This window comes from Rhodobacter aestuarii, assembly GCF_900156655.1.
In the GTDB taxonomy this organism is placed as follows: Bacteria; Pseudomonadota; Alphaproteobacteria; order Rhodobacterales; family Rhodobacteraceae; genus Rhodobacter; species Rhodobacter aestuarii.
In genome coordinates, this window is sequence record NZ_FTOG01000004.1 from 1 (window position 1) to 16301 (window position 16301).

At 60.1% G+C, this 16301-nt stretch carries 11 protein-coding genes and 1 tRNA gene; 8 read left to right on the plus strand and 4 right to left on the minus strand.

The features are described 5' to 3' along the window. Positions 1–263 (minus strand): recombinase family protein (locus BW967_RS06585; RefSeq protein WP_139327806.1); only part of this gene is annotated, 263 nt, incomplete at its 3' end. A gap of 404 nt (positions 264–667) precedes the next feature. Between BW967_RS06585 and BW967_RS06590 the strand changes: the two genes are divergently transcribed. Beyond that, on the plus strand, positions 668–1390 hold the full coding sequence (locus BW967_RS06590; protein ID WP_076484279.1) for a competence protein CoiA family protein: 723 nt from the start codon (positions 668–670) through the stop codon (positions 1388–1390). A gap of 137 nt (positions 1391–1527) precedes the next feature. Here BW967_RS06590 and BW967_RS06595 read toward each other — a convergent pair whose 3' ends face one another. The 3 genes from BW967_RS06595 to BW967_RS06605 form a co-directional block, all read right to left on the minus strand. Beyond that, positions 1528–1731: a hypothetical protein gene (locus BW967_RS06595; protein ID WP_139327807.1), complete on the minus strand. Its 204-nt coding sequence runs from the start codon at positions 1729–1731 to the stop codon at positions 1528–1530. 59 nt (positions 1732–1790) lie between these two features. Then, positions 1791–2921: a tyrosine-type recombinase/integrase gene (locus BW967_RS06600; RefSeq protein WP_076484281.1), complete on the minus strand. Its 1131-nt coding sequence runs from the start codon at positions 2919–2921 to the stop codon at positions 1791–1793. A 91-nt stretch (positions 2922–3012) separates the two neighbouring features. Then, a tRNA-Leu gene (locus BW967_RS06605) sits at positions 3013–3097 on the minus strand. A gap of 157 nt (positions 3098–3254) precedes the next feature. On the opposite strand from BW967_RS06605, the gene BW967_RS06610 reads away from it, so the two are divergent. From BW967_RS06610 to BW967_RS06640, 7 genes are all read left to right on the plus strand, one after another. Then, positions 3255–4241, plus strand: coding sequence for a complex I NDUFA9 subunit family protein (locus tag BW967_RS06610; RefSeq protein WP_076484282.1), 987 nt, complete (start codon positions 3255–3257; stop codon positions 4239–4241). A 3-nt stretch (positions 4242–4244) separates the two neighbouring features. Then, positions 4245–5039, plus strand: coding sequence for an undecaprenyl-diphosphate phosphatase (locus tag BW967_RS06615; protein WP_076484283.1), 795 nt, complete (start codon positions 4245–4247; stop codon positions 5037–5039). A gap of 195 nt (positions 5040–5234) precedes the next feature. Further along, positions 5235–6668 carry an NAD(P)-dependent oxidoreductase gene (locus BW967_RS06620; RefSeq protein ID WP_076484284.1) on the plus strand — a complete coding sequence of 478 codons (1434 nt, stop codon included), beginning with the start codon at positions 5235–5237 and terminating at the stop codon, positions 6666–6668. A gap of 53 nt (positions 6669–6721) precedes the next feature. Beyond that, a complete protein-coding gene (locus BW967_RS06625) occupies positions 6722–7453 on the plus strand; it encodes a hypothetical protein (protein ID WP_076484285.1) in 732 nt (243 codons plus the stop codon). Beyond that, complete coding sequence (gene gltB, locus BW967_RS06630) at positions 7450–11988, plus strand: glutamate synthase large subunit (RefSeq protein ID WP_076484286.1); 4539 nt, start codon at positions 7450–7452, stop codon at positions 11986–11988. The genes BW967_RS06625 and gltB overlap by 4 nt, the downstream gene beginning before the upstream one ends. A 125-nt stretch (positions 11989–12113) precedes the next feature. Then, positions 12114–12851 carry a monofunctional biosynthetic peptidoglycan transglycosylase gene (gene mtgA / locus BW967_RS06635; protein WP_076484521.1) on the plus strand — a complete coding sequence of 246 codons (738 nt, stop codon included), beginning with the start codon at positions 12114–12116 and terminating at the stop codon, positions 12849–12851. Between the two features lie 266 nt (positions 12852–13117). Then, a complete protein-coding gene (locus BW967_RS06640; protein ID WP_175610424.1) occupies positions 13118–16222 on the plus strand; it encodes a M10 family metallopeptidase in 3105 nt (1034 codons plus the stop codon). Positions 16223–16301: the final 79 nt, after the last annotated feature.

Sequence of the window (16301 nt, forward strand, 5' to 3'; positions counted from 1 at the left end):
AAGTGGCGGATGACGTCGGTGACGTCCTGATAGTTCCGCCCCAGCCTGTCGACCCAGCGCACCACCAGCACATCGCCCCGGTGTAACATGTCGAAAAGGCGCTTGCCCTCGGGGCGTTCCGCCAGCGGCACCGAGACACCGGAGACGCCGTGATCGACCACCACCTTGTCGAAGGTGAAGCCCGCGGCCTCGGCCTGGGCCAATTGGTTGCTGCTGTTCTGGTCCTCGGTGGAGACACGGGCGTAAAGAATGGTGCGGGACATGGTGGCCTCGGGCTGTACGGAAAGGTATTGACCGATAGAGGGCCTGTACGAAAGCCAAAGTCAACCCTTACGGACAGCCCTTTCGGGCATTTCTGAGATGTACGCTACGGTATAGCCTAGCGGTCACCTATGCGCTGGGCAGGGAGAGGCGCCCCAAAGGATGACCAAGCGGGGACGCTGACGAGCTGGGCGATGATCACGGCGACCGCCGCCGCCCTAGAGCAAGGCTTTGATCGCCTCGGCCAGGGTCACCCCACCCCTACCGGGGGACAGGCGCGAGCAGTAGATATCCATCTTGCTGTCACAGATTTTTGCGGCGGGATGTTTACCGAGTTGAACTACCCGCCATGCTGACTTTGCGCATCTATTTTGATAGTGTTCGTAGCGTGGCAAGGGGATGACATGTGAGCCAGATAGCATTCAGCGCCGAAACTGGTGCGTTGATCGAAGCATTTTCATTAACCGACGAGACGTGGGAAACGCTCCGTACAGCCCCCCTTGGAGCCTTATTGATGCCCCGTTCCCAATGGCCCGCGATACCCAAGACTTCGATCAAGGGATTGCGTTTCTTCGCTCATTACCCTGGCTACACAGGGGTAAAGCCAAAACCAGAAAGTTATGCCCACACCAGACTCAAGATCGATATTCTCAAGGCCGCACGAACACTAGGCTTCGACAGCCAAATTGAGGCAGCGGGACGCTCGCCTGACGGTGCGGAGTGGATAGCGGATGTTCTCGTCACGCTCCCAACTGGACAGAAAACAGCTTTTGAAGTGCAGCTATCGAGCCAGCACCTCGCCGACTTTCGCTTGAGAACTGAAAGGTATCGGCATTCGTCGGTGGCCTGCTGTTGGGTCGTCTCCGAGCATCCTGTTGCGAGCCGCCTAGCTAAGGCGCTCGCCTACGACAACATGGATTGGTATAAAAAGCATGGCGAGCTATTGTCCGAATCTGAGGAACTGATGGTTCTGGGCTTGCTTCTTGAAGATAAGGCTTCTTACCCAGCACAGCCGCTGCTGCGCTTGGGATACACACAAGAAGCGCGCAAATTGACAATTCAGGAGGCAGTGGAAGGGGTGCTTCGGGGACGACCACGCTGGGAGCAAGCTCAATGGAAGTGGTACTGACCTTCATTGCCTGCTGAATTTGTCGGCTTTAGATGCAAATAAAGCGCACTCAATCAATTCGAGAACGTATGCGGCAATTCACCGAGAGAGGGCGCGCCTGTCCACCCTGACATAGCCAATTTGGACACCCCACGGCGCTATACGCTCTCGCCTGTCGAAGCCTTGGTCACCCTGCCTACGGCATCCACGCGCAGACTAAGCGCCGCTTTCATCGCCCTATGGGCTACCTCAAGGCGCGCGGCTTCACCGCCATAGCGTTCCCCAACCGAGCTTGAAGCGTGCCCAAGGATGAGGTCTTGCACGACCTTCTCGGCCCCGGCGCGCCGCAGATCATCTTTCATGTTGTGTCGCAGCGAATGCAAAACGTGACGCGGGTTTCTGGTGACCTTGCGCAGGTGCTTCATGAGGTTCTGTGAGGCGGCATCCACGCCGCGTGGGCGCGCATAACGCTCAAAGACCATCTTACCTTGCGGGGCAACCGAACGGCGTCCGTAGCGGCTTCCAATGCATCGCCGACAAGCGGCACGACCCGGATAGACGCAGAGGTCTTCAAGCGCCGCTCTTCATGCCAAGCGACCCGAACAAAGGGCAGATCATCAGCAAGAACAATGTCTTCGACCCGAAGGCCGACGACCTCGGCGAGGCGGCATCCCGTCCCGACAAGCAGCCGCCATATCAAATCGGGTTCGTCGGTGAGTCTGCCATGCATCGCCGCAACAACCGACGCAGGCAGGGGGTCGCGCTTGTCGGCCTCGCTTTCGGGGGCTGCGCCTTGGCTTTTGCGAATCTCCAATCCCTCGAATGGATTGCTCACCTTGCCGCGAAGATCGAATTCCTTGATGCCGTAGCTGACGATAGCGGAAAGGATGTTCAGTTCCCGCCGCACCGACGCCGCCGAGAGAGTACCGCCACCCTGCTTTGGGCTGGCAAGCATATGGTCACGCACCTTGCGGGCGTCTTCTCGCTTTAGATCTTCGAGGGTGCAGGTCTCCGCCCGCTTGCCTAGGGCCTTGCGGACACGCGCAAAGACGCGCTCGACCCGTGCCGCCGCCTTTTGTTCATCGACACCCTCGCCGCCGTTGAGCTTCTCTTTGACGTAGAGCTTTCGGGCATCTTCGAGAGTGTGACCGGGCAACGGCGCGTCAGGCAAGACAACGGCGCGATACAGGCCAGCGTCTGCACCACTTTCAATCAGCGCATCGGCGAGAATCTCACGCCGTTCATCATCGTCTCGCGCACCAGAGACACCGCTCAGCAACTCCGCTGCCCGCCTCAGATGCGCCTCTGCGGCTTCCCTCGGGGTCTTCGCCCCAGCAACACCGCCCGTTTTCGCCGAAGCAACCAGACGATTGAATTCCCCCATGATACGCGCATGTTCGCGAGCAATGGCGCTAGGGCTTGCGGCGGAGAACACGCGCTTGAACTCGGCCTGACCAAGGACGGCTTTGGCCGATTCTGGAATGCGTCGGCGGAATTCATATCGCCCCGGCGCAAGCTCGCTGATGTACTTCAAAGACAAAAACAACCCCATAGGTGTGTACCTTCCGTGGACCCTAATGTGGACCTTGAAGGACAGCAACCTTATGAAGTTGTTTGCATATTTACCCTTGGTAGGGGGTAAATGGTGCCCAGAAGAGGACTCGAACCTCCACGCCTTGCGGCACACGGACCTGAACCGTGCGCGTCTACCAATTCCGCCACCTGGGCAGGTGTCTGGGGGGCGATGTATCCGTAGCTGCGGGGGCTGTCAACGGGGGGTGAAAGAAATAATTCAACCAGATGACTCAACCGCCTTCTGACTTGTTTGGAGAGGGGGTTGCGGCTAAATCTGGATACAACGGTATGCAATCAAGGGGCCGAGGCGATGTCCAAGCTTGTCACGATCTATGGCGGTTCGGGGTTCGTGGGGCGCTATATCGCCCGGCGGATGGCAAAAGAGGGCTGGCGCGTGCGCGTGGCGGTGCGCCGCCCGAACGAGGCGCTTTTCGTCAAACCCTATGGCGCGGTTGGCCAAGTCGAGCCCTTCTTTTGCAATGTGCGTGACAGCGCCTCGGTGCGCGCGGCGATGCAAGGCGCGGATGCGGTGGTGAACTGCGTTGGCATTTTGGTCAACGAGGGGCGCAACACCTTCTCGGCGGTGCAAGCCGAAGGGGCCGAGCGCATTGCCACGATCGCGGCGGAAATGGGCGTTGAGCGGCTGGTGCAGATCTCGGCCATTGGCGCCGATACCGACTCAGACAGCAAATATTCCCGCACCAAGGGCTGGGGCGAACAGGCGGTGCTGAAAGCCTTCCCGACTGCGCTGATCTTGCGGCCTTCGGTGATTTTCGGGCCGGAGGATGATTTCTTCAACCGCTTTGCGGCGATGACCAAGCTGGGCCCGGTGCTGCCGATCACCGCCGGCGAGACGAAATTCCAACCCGTTTATGTGGACGACGTGGCGAAAGCCGCGGTGATGGGCGTGCTCGGGCAAGCCCAAGGCACTTATGAACTGGGTGGCCCGGATGTGGAAACCTTTGAAAAGCTGATGAAGCGGATGCTCGCCGTGGTTGGGCGCAAGAACCTGATCATCAGCCTGCCCGGCGCGGTCTCGAAAGCGGTCGCAACGGCGGGCGACACGGTGCAATGGCTCACCGGCGGGTTGATCACCAACCGCATCCTGACCACGGATCAACTCAAGAACCTTTATCGCAATAATGTTGTGAGCAAGAACGCCAAGAGCTTTGCGGATCTGGGCATCACGCCAACGCCGATGGGCGCGGTGCTGCCGGACTACTTGTGGCGCTTCCGCCCGCATGGGCAATATGAAGCGATCCAAGCCTCGGCCAAAAACCTGCGCAAGCATAGCTAAGCCATGTCATATTGGGCCGACGTCGTTCTGGGTGTGATCGAAGGGATCACGGAATTTCTTCCGATCTCTTCCACTGGGCACTTGCTTTTGGCCGAGAACTGGCTCGGCGCGCGGTCCGATACCTATAACATCGCGATTCAGGCGGGCGCGATCCTTGCCGTGACGCTGATTTATTGGCGCCGGATCGTTGGGCTTTTTACCGGGCTCGGCGATGCCGAGAACCGCGATTACATGATCAAGCTTGGCGTCGCCTTTGGCATCACCGCCGTGCTGGGCCTCGTGGTCAAAAAACTTGGCTTTGAACTGCCCGAAACCGTGATGCCGGTGGCGATCGCGCTGGTGCTGGGCGGGGTCTGGATGATCGTGGCCGAGCGTTTGGCGGAACGCAAAGCCGATTGCGCTGTCATCACCATGAAGGTCGCGATTGCGGTTGGCGTGGCGCAGATAATCGCCGGGGTGTTTCCGGGCACGTCACGCTCTGCCTCGACGATCTTCATTGCCATGCTCTTGGGCACCACAAACCGTGCGGCAGCGACTGAGTTTGCGTTCTTGGTGGGCATCCCCACGATGTATGCGGCCACCGCCTATGAACTGCTCAAACAATTGGGCGGCGAGTCCGCACATGAAGACTGGACCGCACTCGGGATCGCCTTCGCGGTTTCCACGGTCACAGCCTTCGTCGCGGTGAAATGGCTCTTGGGCTACATTCGGACGCATCGATTCACGATCTTCGCGTGGTATCGTATCGTCTTCGGGGGGGCGCTGCTGGCCTTGGTGGCCGCAGGCGTCGTTCATTGACCGCGAATCACTCCTAAAATCTGGGGAAAATCGCGAATAGGTAAGCATTGCTTCCTTATTTTTCCGGGTTTTCGGCTCATTGCCGCAGGTCGCACTGCCATTTTCCCACATTTAGGTCACACATGCTGACTTTCAATTTGATTGATCCAGGTGTAAGAGGGCGAACCCGGATGTACCCCAATGGGAGGTGGAACCATGGCAAAGCAACGCATGCTGAAATTCGTCGGCACGGCGAAAGAGACGCCCGAGAAGCGCGATGCCGCCGTGCGTTCGCACGACTTCGATGAGATCTACCGCGAATTCGCGGATCAAAAGGCCACCGAACAGGCGAGCCGCTGCAGCCAATGCGGCGTGCCCTATTGCCATTCGAACTGCCCGCTGCACAACAACATCCCCGACTGGCTGCGCCTGACCGCCGAGGGCCGCTTGGCCGAGGCTTATGAGGTCAGCCAAGCCACCAACACCTTCCCGGAAATCTGCGGCCGCATCTGCCCGCAAGACCGTCTGTGCGAAGGCAATTGCGTGATCGAACAATCCGGCCATGGCACGGTGACGATCGGCGCGATCGAGAAATACATCACCGATACCGCTTGGGATCGTGGTTGGGTCAAGCCGATCAAACCGGCGATCGACCGCACGGAATCGGTTGGCATCATCGGCGGCGGCCCGGGTGGCCTTGCAGCCGCTGATGTGCTTCGCCGCGCCGGTGTGCAAGTGACCGTTTACGACCGCAATGACCGCGCGGGCGGGCTGCTGACCTACGGCATCCCGGGCTTCAAACTGGAAAAAGACGTGGTGATGAACCGCGTGAAACAGCTCGAAGACGGCGGCGTGGAATTTGTGCTGAGCTGCAATGTCGGCACCGACATTTCCTTTGATGCGATCCGCGGCAAACATGATGCGGTGCTGATCGCGACCGGCGTTTACAAAACCCGCGCGCTGACCGATCCGGGCTGCGACGCCAAAGGGATCGTGCGCGCGATTGATTACCTGACCGCCTCGAACCGCAAAAGCTTTGGCGACGAAGTCGCCGAGTTTGAAGACGGCACGCTCAACGCCGAAGGCAAACGGGTGCTGGTGATCGGTGGCGGCGATACGGCGATGGACTGCGTGCGCACGGCCATTCGCCAAGGTGCCACCTCGGTGAAATGTCTCTACCGTCGTGACCGCGCGAACATGCCGGGCAGCCAACGCGAAGTGACCAATGCCGAGGAAGAAGGCGCCGAATTCGTTTGGCTTTCTGCGCCCAAGGGCTTCTCTGGCAACCCGGTGTCTTCGGTCACAGTGCAGAAAATGCGTCTTGGCGCGCCTGATGCCTCGGGCCGTCAAAGCCCCGAACCGATCGAGGGCGGCATTTACGAGGAAGAAGCCGATCTGGTGATCACCGCGCTTGGCTTTGAACCCGAAAACCTGCCCGAGCAATGGGGCACCGAAGAGCTTGAAACGACCCGTTGGGGCACGATCAAAGCGGGCTTTGGCACCCATGCGACCAGCCTGCCCGGCGTTTACGCAGTCGGCGATATCGTGCGCGGTGCCTCGCTCGTGGTTTGGGCGATCCGCGATGGCCGCGAAGCGGGCGAGCAGATCATCCGTTTCCTTGATGGCGCAGAGCGCGTCGCGGCGGAATGATCACAGCCGGTGCGCCACAAGCGCCCGGGCAATATTTCACAAGGGGTAGAGCCATGCTGCGGCATTGGACCATTCTGGCAGGGATCGGGGCGCTTTTCGCGGCCCCGGTTGCACATGCCGGAACGGTGTTCACCCCGCCCTCGGGCTGTACGCTCAATATGACGGTGCAGATGCGCTCGTGTCAGGTGGCAAACTATTACACCTGTGCGGGCGATCCTGCTGGCGATCAGTGGATTTCCTTTGCCGATGGCGAGGGGGAATATTTCCTCAGCCATATCGACGCGGAAACCCGCTGGGTGGAAAGCGTCTCGCTTTACTCGGGCGAGTTGGAACTGCTTGATGCGGAAGGCTCTGCCGACAACGCCTCTTTCTCGGCGCTGCTGTCCGAGGGGCGAGACGAGTATGATTTCGTCACCCGCTCCAACACTGGCGAAGCGCAACGTTTCATTGGACTTGATGAACTGACCGGGGAAGCCACCAACGTTGATGGCGTTCCGCTCGAATATTGCCGCTTTGAAATGCGGATCGAAGATGATCAGGGCAATTACCAAGCCACCCGTAAGGGCATGCAGCTGATCAGCCGCAAAATGCGCGTCTTCTTCGGGGCCACCGAAGATTATCAAAACAGCTATGGCGACCGCTCGTCCAGCAATGACACACCGGTCAGTTTTGCCTTCCCCGGCGAGGCTGGATTTGCCGCCGCCACCCCCGAATATGATTGCGACATGATGCTAACCGATCTGTCGCCCCTGCTTGACCATCCCTCGAAGGAGGTAGTGAGATGATGAACTACGATGAAGCCTGGGTTGCCGCTGAGGAAGCCAAGCGCAAGTGGATGGACGAGCATTCGCTTTACAAAAGCGAAGACGAACATTCCTCTTGCGGCGTCGGCCTTGTGGTGGCGCTGGATGGCAAAGCGAGCCGTAAGGTTGTGGCCTCGGGCATTGATGCGCTGAAAGCGATCTGGCACCGCGGCGCCGTGGATGCCGATGGCAAAACCGGCGACGGCGCGGGCATCCATGTGCAAATCCCGGCCCCCTATTTCTACGACCAAATCCGCCGCACCGGCCATGAGCCGGACCGCGAAAAGCTGGTCGCCGTTGGCCAAGTCTTCCTGCCGCGCACCGATTTTGGCGCGCAAGAAGCCTGCCGCACGATCGTCGAAACCGAAGTGCTGCGCATGGGCCATTATATCTATGGCTGGCGCCACGTTCCGGTGAACACCTCGGTGCTGGGCGAGAAGGCCAATGCCACCCGCCCGGAAATCGAGCAAATCCTGATCCGCTGCGAAAAAGACATCGACGACGAGCAGTTTGAACGCGAACTCTACATCATCCGCCGTCGGATCGAGAAAGCCGCCGTCACCGCGCAGATCAACGGGCTTTATATCTGCTCGCTGTCGTGCCGCTCGATCATCTACAAAGGCATGATGCTCGCCGAGCAAGTGGCCGAATTCTACCCCGATCTGAAAGACGAGCGCTTCACCTCGGCTTTCGCGATCTATCACCAGCGCTATTCGACCAACACCTTCCCGCAATGGTGGCTGGCGCAGCCCTTCCGCATGTTGGCCCACAACGGTGAGATCAACACGATCAAGGGCAACATCAATTGGATGAAAAGCCACGAGATCCGCATGGCCTCCAATGCCTTTGGCGATGCCGCCGAAGACATCAAGCCGATCATCCCGGCGGGGGCCTCGGACTCGGGCGCCTTCGACGCGGTCTTTGAACTGATGGTGCGCTCGGGCCGTTCGGCGCCGATGACAAAAACCATGTTGGTGCCGGAAGCGTGGTCGAAGTCGGCCTCCGACATGCCGCAAGCGTGGCAAGACATGTATGCCTATTGCAACGCGGTGATGGAGCCGTGGGACGGCCCCGCCGCGCTGGCGATGACCGATGGCCGCTGGGTCTGCGGTGGCCTTGACCGCAACGGCCTGCGCCCGATGCGCTATGTGGTGACGGGCGACGGCATGCTGATTGCCGGGTCTGAGGCGGGCATGGTGCCGGTTGACGAAATGACCGTGCGGGAAAAAGGGGCGCTTGGCCCGGGCCAAATGATCGCCGTCGATATGCGCGAAGGCAAACTCTACCACGACCGCGATATCAAAGACCGTCTCGCCAACAGCCAACCCTTCGGCGAATGGGTCGGCAAAGTGGTGGAACTGAACGCGATCTTGCGCGACGTGCCGGAAAAAGCGCTGCACACTGGCGCGGACCTGCGCAAACGCCAGATTGCGGCGGGCTACTCGGTTGAGGAGTTGGAAAATATCCTTTCGCCGATGGCGGAAGACGGCAAAGAAGCCGTGGCCTCGATGGGCGATGACACGCCGCCCGCAGTGCTTTCGAAGCAATACCGCCCGCTGAGCCATTTCTTCCGGCAGAACTTCAGCCAGGTCACCAACCCGCCGATCGACAGCTTGCGCGAAAGCCGCGTGATGTCGCTCAAAACGCGCTTTGGCAACCTCAAGAACGTGTTGGAAGAAAACGCGACCCAGACGGAAATCTGGAGCCTTGAAAGCCCCTTCGTCGCCAATGCCGAATTCGGCGAGATGATGAAAGCTTTTGGCACCACGGTGACGGCGATTGACTGCACCTTTGCGGCAGGCGCGGGCCAAGATGCCCTGCGCGCCGGGTTGGAGCGTATCCGCGCCGAGGCCGAAGATGCCGTGCGCTCGGGCGCGTCGCACCTAGTGCTGACCGACGAGCACCAAGGCACCGATAAAGTCGCGATGCCGATGATCTTGGCGACCTCGGCGGTGCATTCGTGGCTGACGAAAAAGGGCCTGCGCACCTTCACCTCGATCAACATCCGCTCGGCCGAATGCGTTGATAGCCACTACTTCGCCGTGCTGATCGGTGCGGGCGCCACGACGGTGAACGCCTATCTGGCGCAAGACAGCATTGCCGACCGGATCGAGCGTGGCCTGCTGGATGGCTCGCTGGAAGACAACCTGCGCCGCTATCGCGATGCGATTGACGCGGGCCTTCTGAAGATCATGTCGAAGATGGGGATCTCGATCATCTCGTCCTATCGCGGTGGTCTGAACTTTGAAGCGGTGGGCCTGTCGCGTGCGATGGTGGCCGAATACTTCCCCGGCATGCAAAGCCGCATTTCGGGCATGGGCCTTTACGGCATTCAGCGGAAACTTGAAGAAGTCCACGCCAAAGGCTGGCTTGGCGGCCAAGACGTTCTGCCGATTGGCGGCTTCTACAAAGCCCGCAAAACCGGCGAGACGCACGCTTGGGGCGCGCAGTCGATGCATATGCTGCAAGCGGCCTGTGACCGCTCCAGCTATGATATGTGGAAGCAATATTCCGCGATGATGCGGGCAAACCCGCCGATCCACATTCGTGACATGCTCGACATCAAGCCTTTGGGCAAACCGGTGCCGATCGAAGAAGTGGAAAGCATCACCGCGATCCGCAAACGCTTCGTCACCCCCGGCATGTCGCTGGGTGCGCTGTCGCCCGAAGCGCACAAGCTGCTCAACGTCGCGATGAACCGCATCGGTGCGAAATCTGACAGCGGCGAAGGCGGCGAAGATCCGGCGCATTTCGTGCCCGAACCGAACGGGGACAACCCCTCGGCGAAGGTGAAACAGGTGGCTTCGGGGCGCTTTGGCGTGACCGCCGAATACCTCAACGCCTGTGAAGAGCTGGAGATTAAGGTCGCCCAAGGTGCGAAACCCGGTGAGGGTGGCCAGCTTCCGGGCATGAAAGTGACGGAACTCATCGCACGTCTGCGGCACTCGACCAAAGGCGTGACGCTGATCTCGCCGCCGCCGCACCACGATATTTACTCGATCGAAGACCTCGCGCAGCTGATCTACGACCTCAAGCAGATCAACCCGCGCGCCAAGGTGACGGTGAAGCTCGTGGCCTCCTCGGGCGTTGGCACGATTGCCGCCGGTGTGGCGAAGGCGAAAGCCGATATCATCCTGATCTCGGGCCACAATGGTGGTACCGGGGCCTCGCCCGCGACTTCGGTGAAATATGCCGGTCTGCCGTGGGAGATGGGCCTGACCGAGGCGCATCAGGTGCTGGCGATGAACAACCTGCGCGAGCGGGTGACGCTGCGCACCGATGGTGGCCTGCGCACGGGGCGTGACATTGTCATGGCCGCGATGATGGGTGCTGAGGAATACGGCATCGGCACCGCGGCGCTGATCGCGATGGGCTGCATCATGGTGCGTCAGTGCCAGTCGAACACCTGCCCGGTGGGCGTGTGTACGCAAGACCCGAAACTGCGCGCCAAATTCACCGGCACCGCAGATAAGGTCGTGAACCTGATCACCTTCTATGCGCAAGAAGTGCGCGAGATCATGGCCTCGATCGGGGCGCGCTCGCTCGATGAAATCATCGGCCGGGCCGACCTGCTCACCCAAGTCTCGCGTGGCTCGGCCCACTTGGACGACCTTGACCTGAACCCGCTGCTGATCACCGTTGATGGCTGGGACAAAATCGTCTACGACCGCTCCAAACCGCGCAACTACGTGCCCGATACGCTGGATGCGGAAATCATCAAAGATGGTCACCGCTTCTTCGAAGACGGCGAAAAGATGCAGCTCAGCTACGCGGTGCGCAACACGCTGCGCACCATCGGCACGCGCGCCTCGAGCCACATCGTCAAAAACTTCGGGATGCGCAACGCGCTGCAGCCCGACCATCTGACGGTGAAGCTGACGGGGTCTTGCGGGCAATCGCTGGGCGCGTTCGCGGCTCCGGGTCTGAAGATCGAAGTCTCGGGCGATGCCAACGACTATGTGGGCAAGGGCCTCTCGGGCGGCACCATCGTGGTGCGCCCGCCGATGGCCAGCCCGCTGGTTGCGGCCGAGAACACGATTGTCGGGAACACCGTGCTTTATGGCGCCACGGATGGCTTCTTGTTTGCGGCGGGCCGCGCGGGCGAACGTTTCGCGGTGCGGAACTCGGGTGCCAAGGTTGTGGTCGAAGGCTGCGGCTCGAACGGTTGTGAATATATGACCGGCGGCGTTGCGGTGATCTTGGGCAGCATCGGCGCCAACTTTGGCGCCGGGATGACCGGGGGCATGGCTTATCTTTACGACCCCGACAGCGTGGCCGAAGATTACATGAACCTCGAAAGCCTAGTGACCTGCGCCGTGACCCATCCGCATTGGGAAGCTCAACTCAAAGGCCTGATCGAGCGGCATGTGAAAGAAACCGGCTCGGCCAAAGGCCTGGCGCTGCTGACCGATTGGGAGACCGAGAAGAAGAACTTCTTGCAGGTCTGCCCGAAAGAAATGCTGATGCACCTGCCCTTCCCGCTGTCGGATGAGCCGAAAGCGGTTCCGGCCGAGTAAGGCCCGCAAAGTATGATGAGGGGCGGTGCTGCAAAGCGCCGCCCTTTTGTTTTGCCCCGTGGCCAAGGCGCGCGGGGGCCGGGCAAAAGCTTGACCAGCCCGCGCCCGGCATGGCTTATGGCGGCATGGGGCGAAGCAAGAAAAAATCACCACAGAAAAAGACCAGCATCGGCTTGCGCAGCAAGATCACCGGGCTGTGGCGGCTTGCAATTGGCTGGGCCGTGCGGCTCGCCTTCGGGATCTTGGCGGCCTATCTGGCCCTGATCGTCGTCTATGACTTTCTGAACCCGCCCACGACCTACACGATGTGGAGCGAAAGCCGCCGCCTTGGCGGTGTTGACCAAGAATGGACCGATGCAGAAGACATCGCCCCGGTGATGCTGCGGTCTGTGGTGGCTGCGGAAGATGCCAATTTCTGCAACCACTGGGGCTTTGACATGGGGGCGATCCGGCAAGCGATCGACTCAGGGGCCAACCGCGGCGCCTCGACACTGTCGCAGCAGGTGGTGAAGAACGTTTTCCTGTGGCAGGGCCGCAGTTGGGCACGCAAAGCGATGGAAGCACTGCTCACCCCGGCGGTAGAAGCGATCTGGACCAAGCGGCGGATCTTGGAAATCTATCTAAATGTCGCTGAATTTGGCGAGGGCGTGTTTGGCGTGAATGCTGCCGCTTTCCATTACTTCCGCACCACACCAGACAAGCTGACACCGCGCCAAGCGGCACTGCTCGCGGCAATTTTGCCTGATCCCAAAGGACGTTCTGCGGCAAAACCCTCGCGCTTTGTCTCCAACCGCGCCACAGCCATTGCAGATGGCGCTGCCACGATCCGTGCCGATGGGCGGGCCGCTTGCTTCAGCAAGTGAATGCACGCATGGTGAACAAAGTATTTCCTAATAAATTCTAAGGATTATCTGGATTGTCGCAGGCATGAGCCGGGTGCAGTCTCTTCTTCCGTGGCCGCCTTCGGCCATCTTGATCGGAAGGAAAGACGGCAGTGTGGCGCCCGTTTGACGCCAGCGAATGCCTCCGCGCCCTTGTTTGACCTCGCGTCTGACTTTGGGCGCTGTTTGGCGTGACCGTCTCCTTCCTGTTCTGAGTGGGGGATCGCTTTATGTGCGACATGTGCCAAATGATTGAACGGGATTCGGAAGCTTGCGCTTTTGAAACCACCACGGTGCAGGCTGCACTCGCCGAGACGACCGATGCCGCCGCGGGCACAGCCACCAGCTATACGATCCAAGTGGGCGATAGCTTTTCCGGGGCGATTTCTAGCGCGGGCGATCAGGACGCGGTGCGGCTTTGGATGGATGCAGGTGCGAGCTATCAGATCACACTGACAGGCGGCACCTTGGCCGATCCCTTCGTTTCCTTGCTCAACAGCGATGGGCAGACGCTCGCCTATGACGATGATGATGGCGATGGCGCGGTGATCACCCATACCGCGACCTCCAGCGGCTATTACTACATTCAGGCACAAGATGCCTTTGACATGCTCACTGGCAGCTACACGCTGAACGTGGTGCAGACCGCCGCGCCCAGCTTGCCCGCCGATGGCAGCCTAGATGAGATGGCCGATTATCTTGTGAACGGCTATTGGAGCGACCTTGGCAGTTCTGCCCGCTCCTTTGATACCAGCGGCTCCAATGTCATCACCTATGATCTGCAAGGCTTGAGCGCCGAGGGGCAACAGCTTGCGCTTTGGGCGATGGCCGCTTGGGAGGCCGTGGCAGATGTGCAGTTCAGCGCTGCCACTGGCACTGCGGATATTGTCTTTGACGATAGCCAATCGGGGGCCTTCACCTCTCTCACCACGTCGGGCAGCGATATTGTGCAATCGGTGGTGAATATCTCGTCGGCTTGGCTCACAAGCTATGGCACCACGCTCGATAGCTATAGCTTCCAAACCTATGTGCACGAACTGGGCCACGCGTTGGGCCTTGGCCATATGGGCAATTACGACGGCACCGCCAGCTTCCCCAATGACGCCACCTTCGGCAATGATAGCTGGCAGCTATCGGTCATGTCCTATTTCAGCCAGACAGATAACTACACGACCTCGGCTTCCTATGCCGGGGTGGTCAGCGCGATGCTGGCTGATGTCATTGCAATCCAATCGATCTATGGCGCCTCGACACTGTTTGCAGGCGATACCTATTATGGTGCGGGCGCAAGCTCGGCAGGGTATCTCAGCCCGCTTTTTGACGCGCTGGTGCCGGGCACGAGCAGCGATCTTTATGGGGGCAACCCCGTCGCGCTGACGATTTATGACGGCGGTGGTCTTGATACGATTGATGTCTCTTACTCGACCGCAGATCAGGTGCTGAGCCTGCTGGCCGAAAGCTTCTCGAATATCGCAGGGCTTGTCGGCAATCTGGCGATCGCGCGCGACACGGTGATTGAAGATGGCATCACCGGCGAGGGCAACGATTTCATCATCGGCAATGCCGCTGCGAACCGTTTGGCCGGTAATGGCGGCGATGACACGCTCGATGGCGGTGACGGCGATGACACGCTAGCGGGCGGTGCCGGGGCAGACCTGCTTTTGGGCGGCGCAGGCAATGACTTCTACATGGTGGATAACGCTGCCGACGTGGTTTTGGAAACCGTCAGCACCGTCGATCTAAGTGATGCGGGTGGCAATGATACGATCTTCAGCAGTGTCAGCTTCTCGCTTGCTGCGAGCGTCGGCACCGGTTTTGTGGAAGACCTGACCTTGACCGGAAGCGCCGTTGACGGGCGAGGCAATGCGCTTGCCAACACGATTACTGGCAATAGCTTGGCCAACCGGCTGGATGGCGGGCTTGGCAATGATACCCTGCGTGGCGAAGGCGGCAATGATGCGCTTTGGGGCCAAGACGGGGATGATCGCCTAGAGGCCGGAGACGGTGACGATTTTCTGGCGGGCGAAACTGGGGCCGACGAGCTTTTTGGCGGACTTGGCAACGATTCCCTGTTTGGCGGCTCCGAAAATGACACGCTCCGCGGTGAAGACGGCAATGACACGCTTTGGGGCGAAGACGGCGACGACCGGCTGGAAGCGGGCGATGGCGCCGATTTCCTGTTCGGCGGCGTGGGCAATGATGTGCTCTTTGGGGCCACGGGCAATGACACGCTGTCCGGCGAGGATGGCGATGATTTCCTTGCTGGCGAAGCGGGGGATGATGATCTGTTCGGCGGGCTTGGCAATGACCTGATGTTGGGCGGCACCGAAAACGACACGATCCGTGGCGATGCAGGCAATGATACGCTTTGGGGCGAGGACGGCGACGACCGGCTTGAAGCGGGCGATGGCGCTGACTTCTTGGGTGGTGGCGCGGGCAATGACCAGCTTTTTGCCTCGACCGGCAACGACACATTGCGTGGTGAGGATGGCGATGACTTCCTCGCAGGGGAAGCCGGGGATGATGATCTTTACGGCGGGCTCGGCAATGACCTGCTGCTAGGCGGCTCCGAAAGTGACACCCTGCGCGGCGACGACGGCAACGACACGCTCTGGGGCGAGACGGGCGATGATCGCCTGGAATCGGGCGATGGCGCCGATTTCCTGTTCGGCGGGCTCGGCAATGACCAGCTTTTTGGTGCCAGCGGCAATGATGTGATGTTTGGCGGCGAAGGCGGCGACTTCATCGCCGGGGAAGCCGGGGATGATGACATCTACGGCGGCGCGGATAATGACATGCTCTTGGGCGGCACCGAGAATGACACGATCCGCGGCGAAGATGGCAATGATACGCTTTGGGGCGAGGCGGGGGATGACCGGCTGGAAGCGGGCGACGGCGCCGATGTCCTTGATGGCGGCGCGGGCAATGACCAGCTTTTTGCAGCCACCGGCGATGACACGCTTTATGGCGGGGATGGCGGAGATTTCATGGCCGGCGAAGCAGGCGACGACCTGATGTATGGTGGGGCCGATAATGATCTGCTTTTGGCCGGCGCAGATAATGACACGCTCGTTGGTGGGGCGGGCAATGATACGCTCTATGGTGAAAGCGGGGCGGATCACTTTGTCTTTGCCACCGGTGATGGTGCGGATGTGATTGCCGATTTCTTGGCAGCAGCGGGCGATCTTATTGATCTGACAGGGCTTTCCGCTGTGACAGACTTCACCGATCTGATGAGCTATGCCAGCACAATTTCGGGGTCAACACTCCTCGACTTCGGCGCGGGCGATAGCCTCACCCTCAATGGCTACACCGCCCCGGACCTAGAAGCGGGTTGGTTCCTGTTTGCCTAAACCGCAAAAGTGTTGCGCGTTCCGCTTGAGCGGCGCGCGCGGCACTTGGCCGATTTTCATCTTCGCAGCGGAAGGGTGA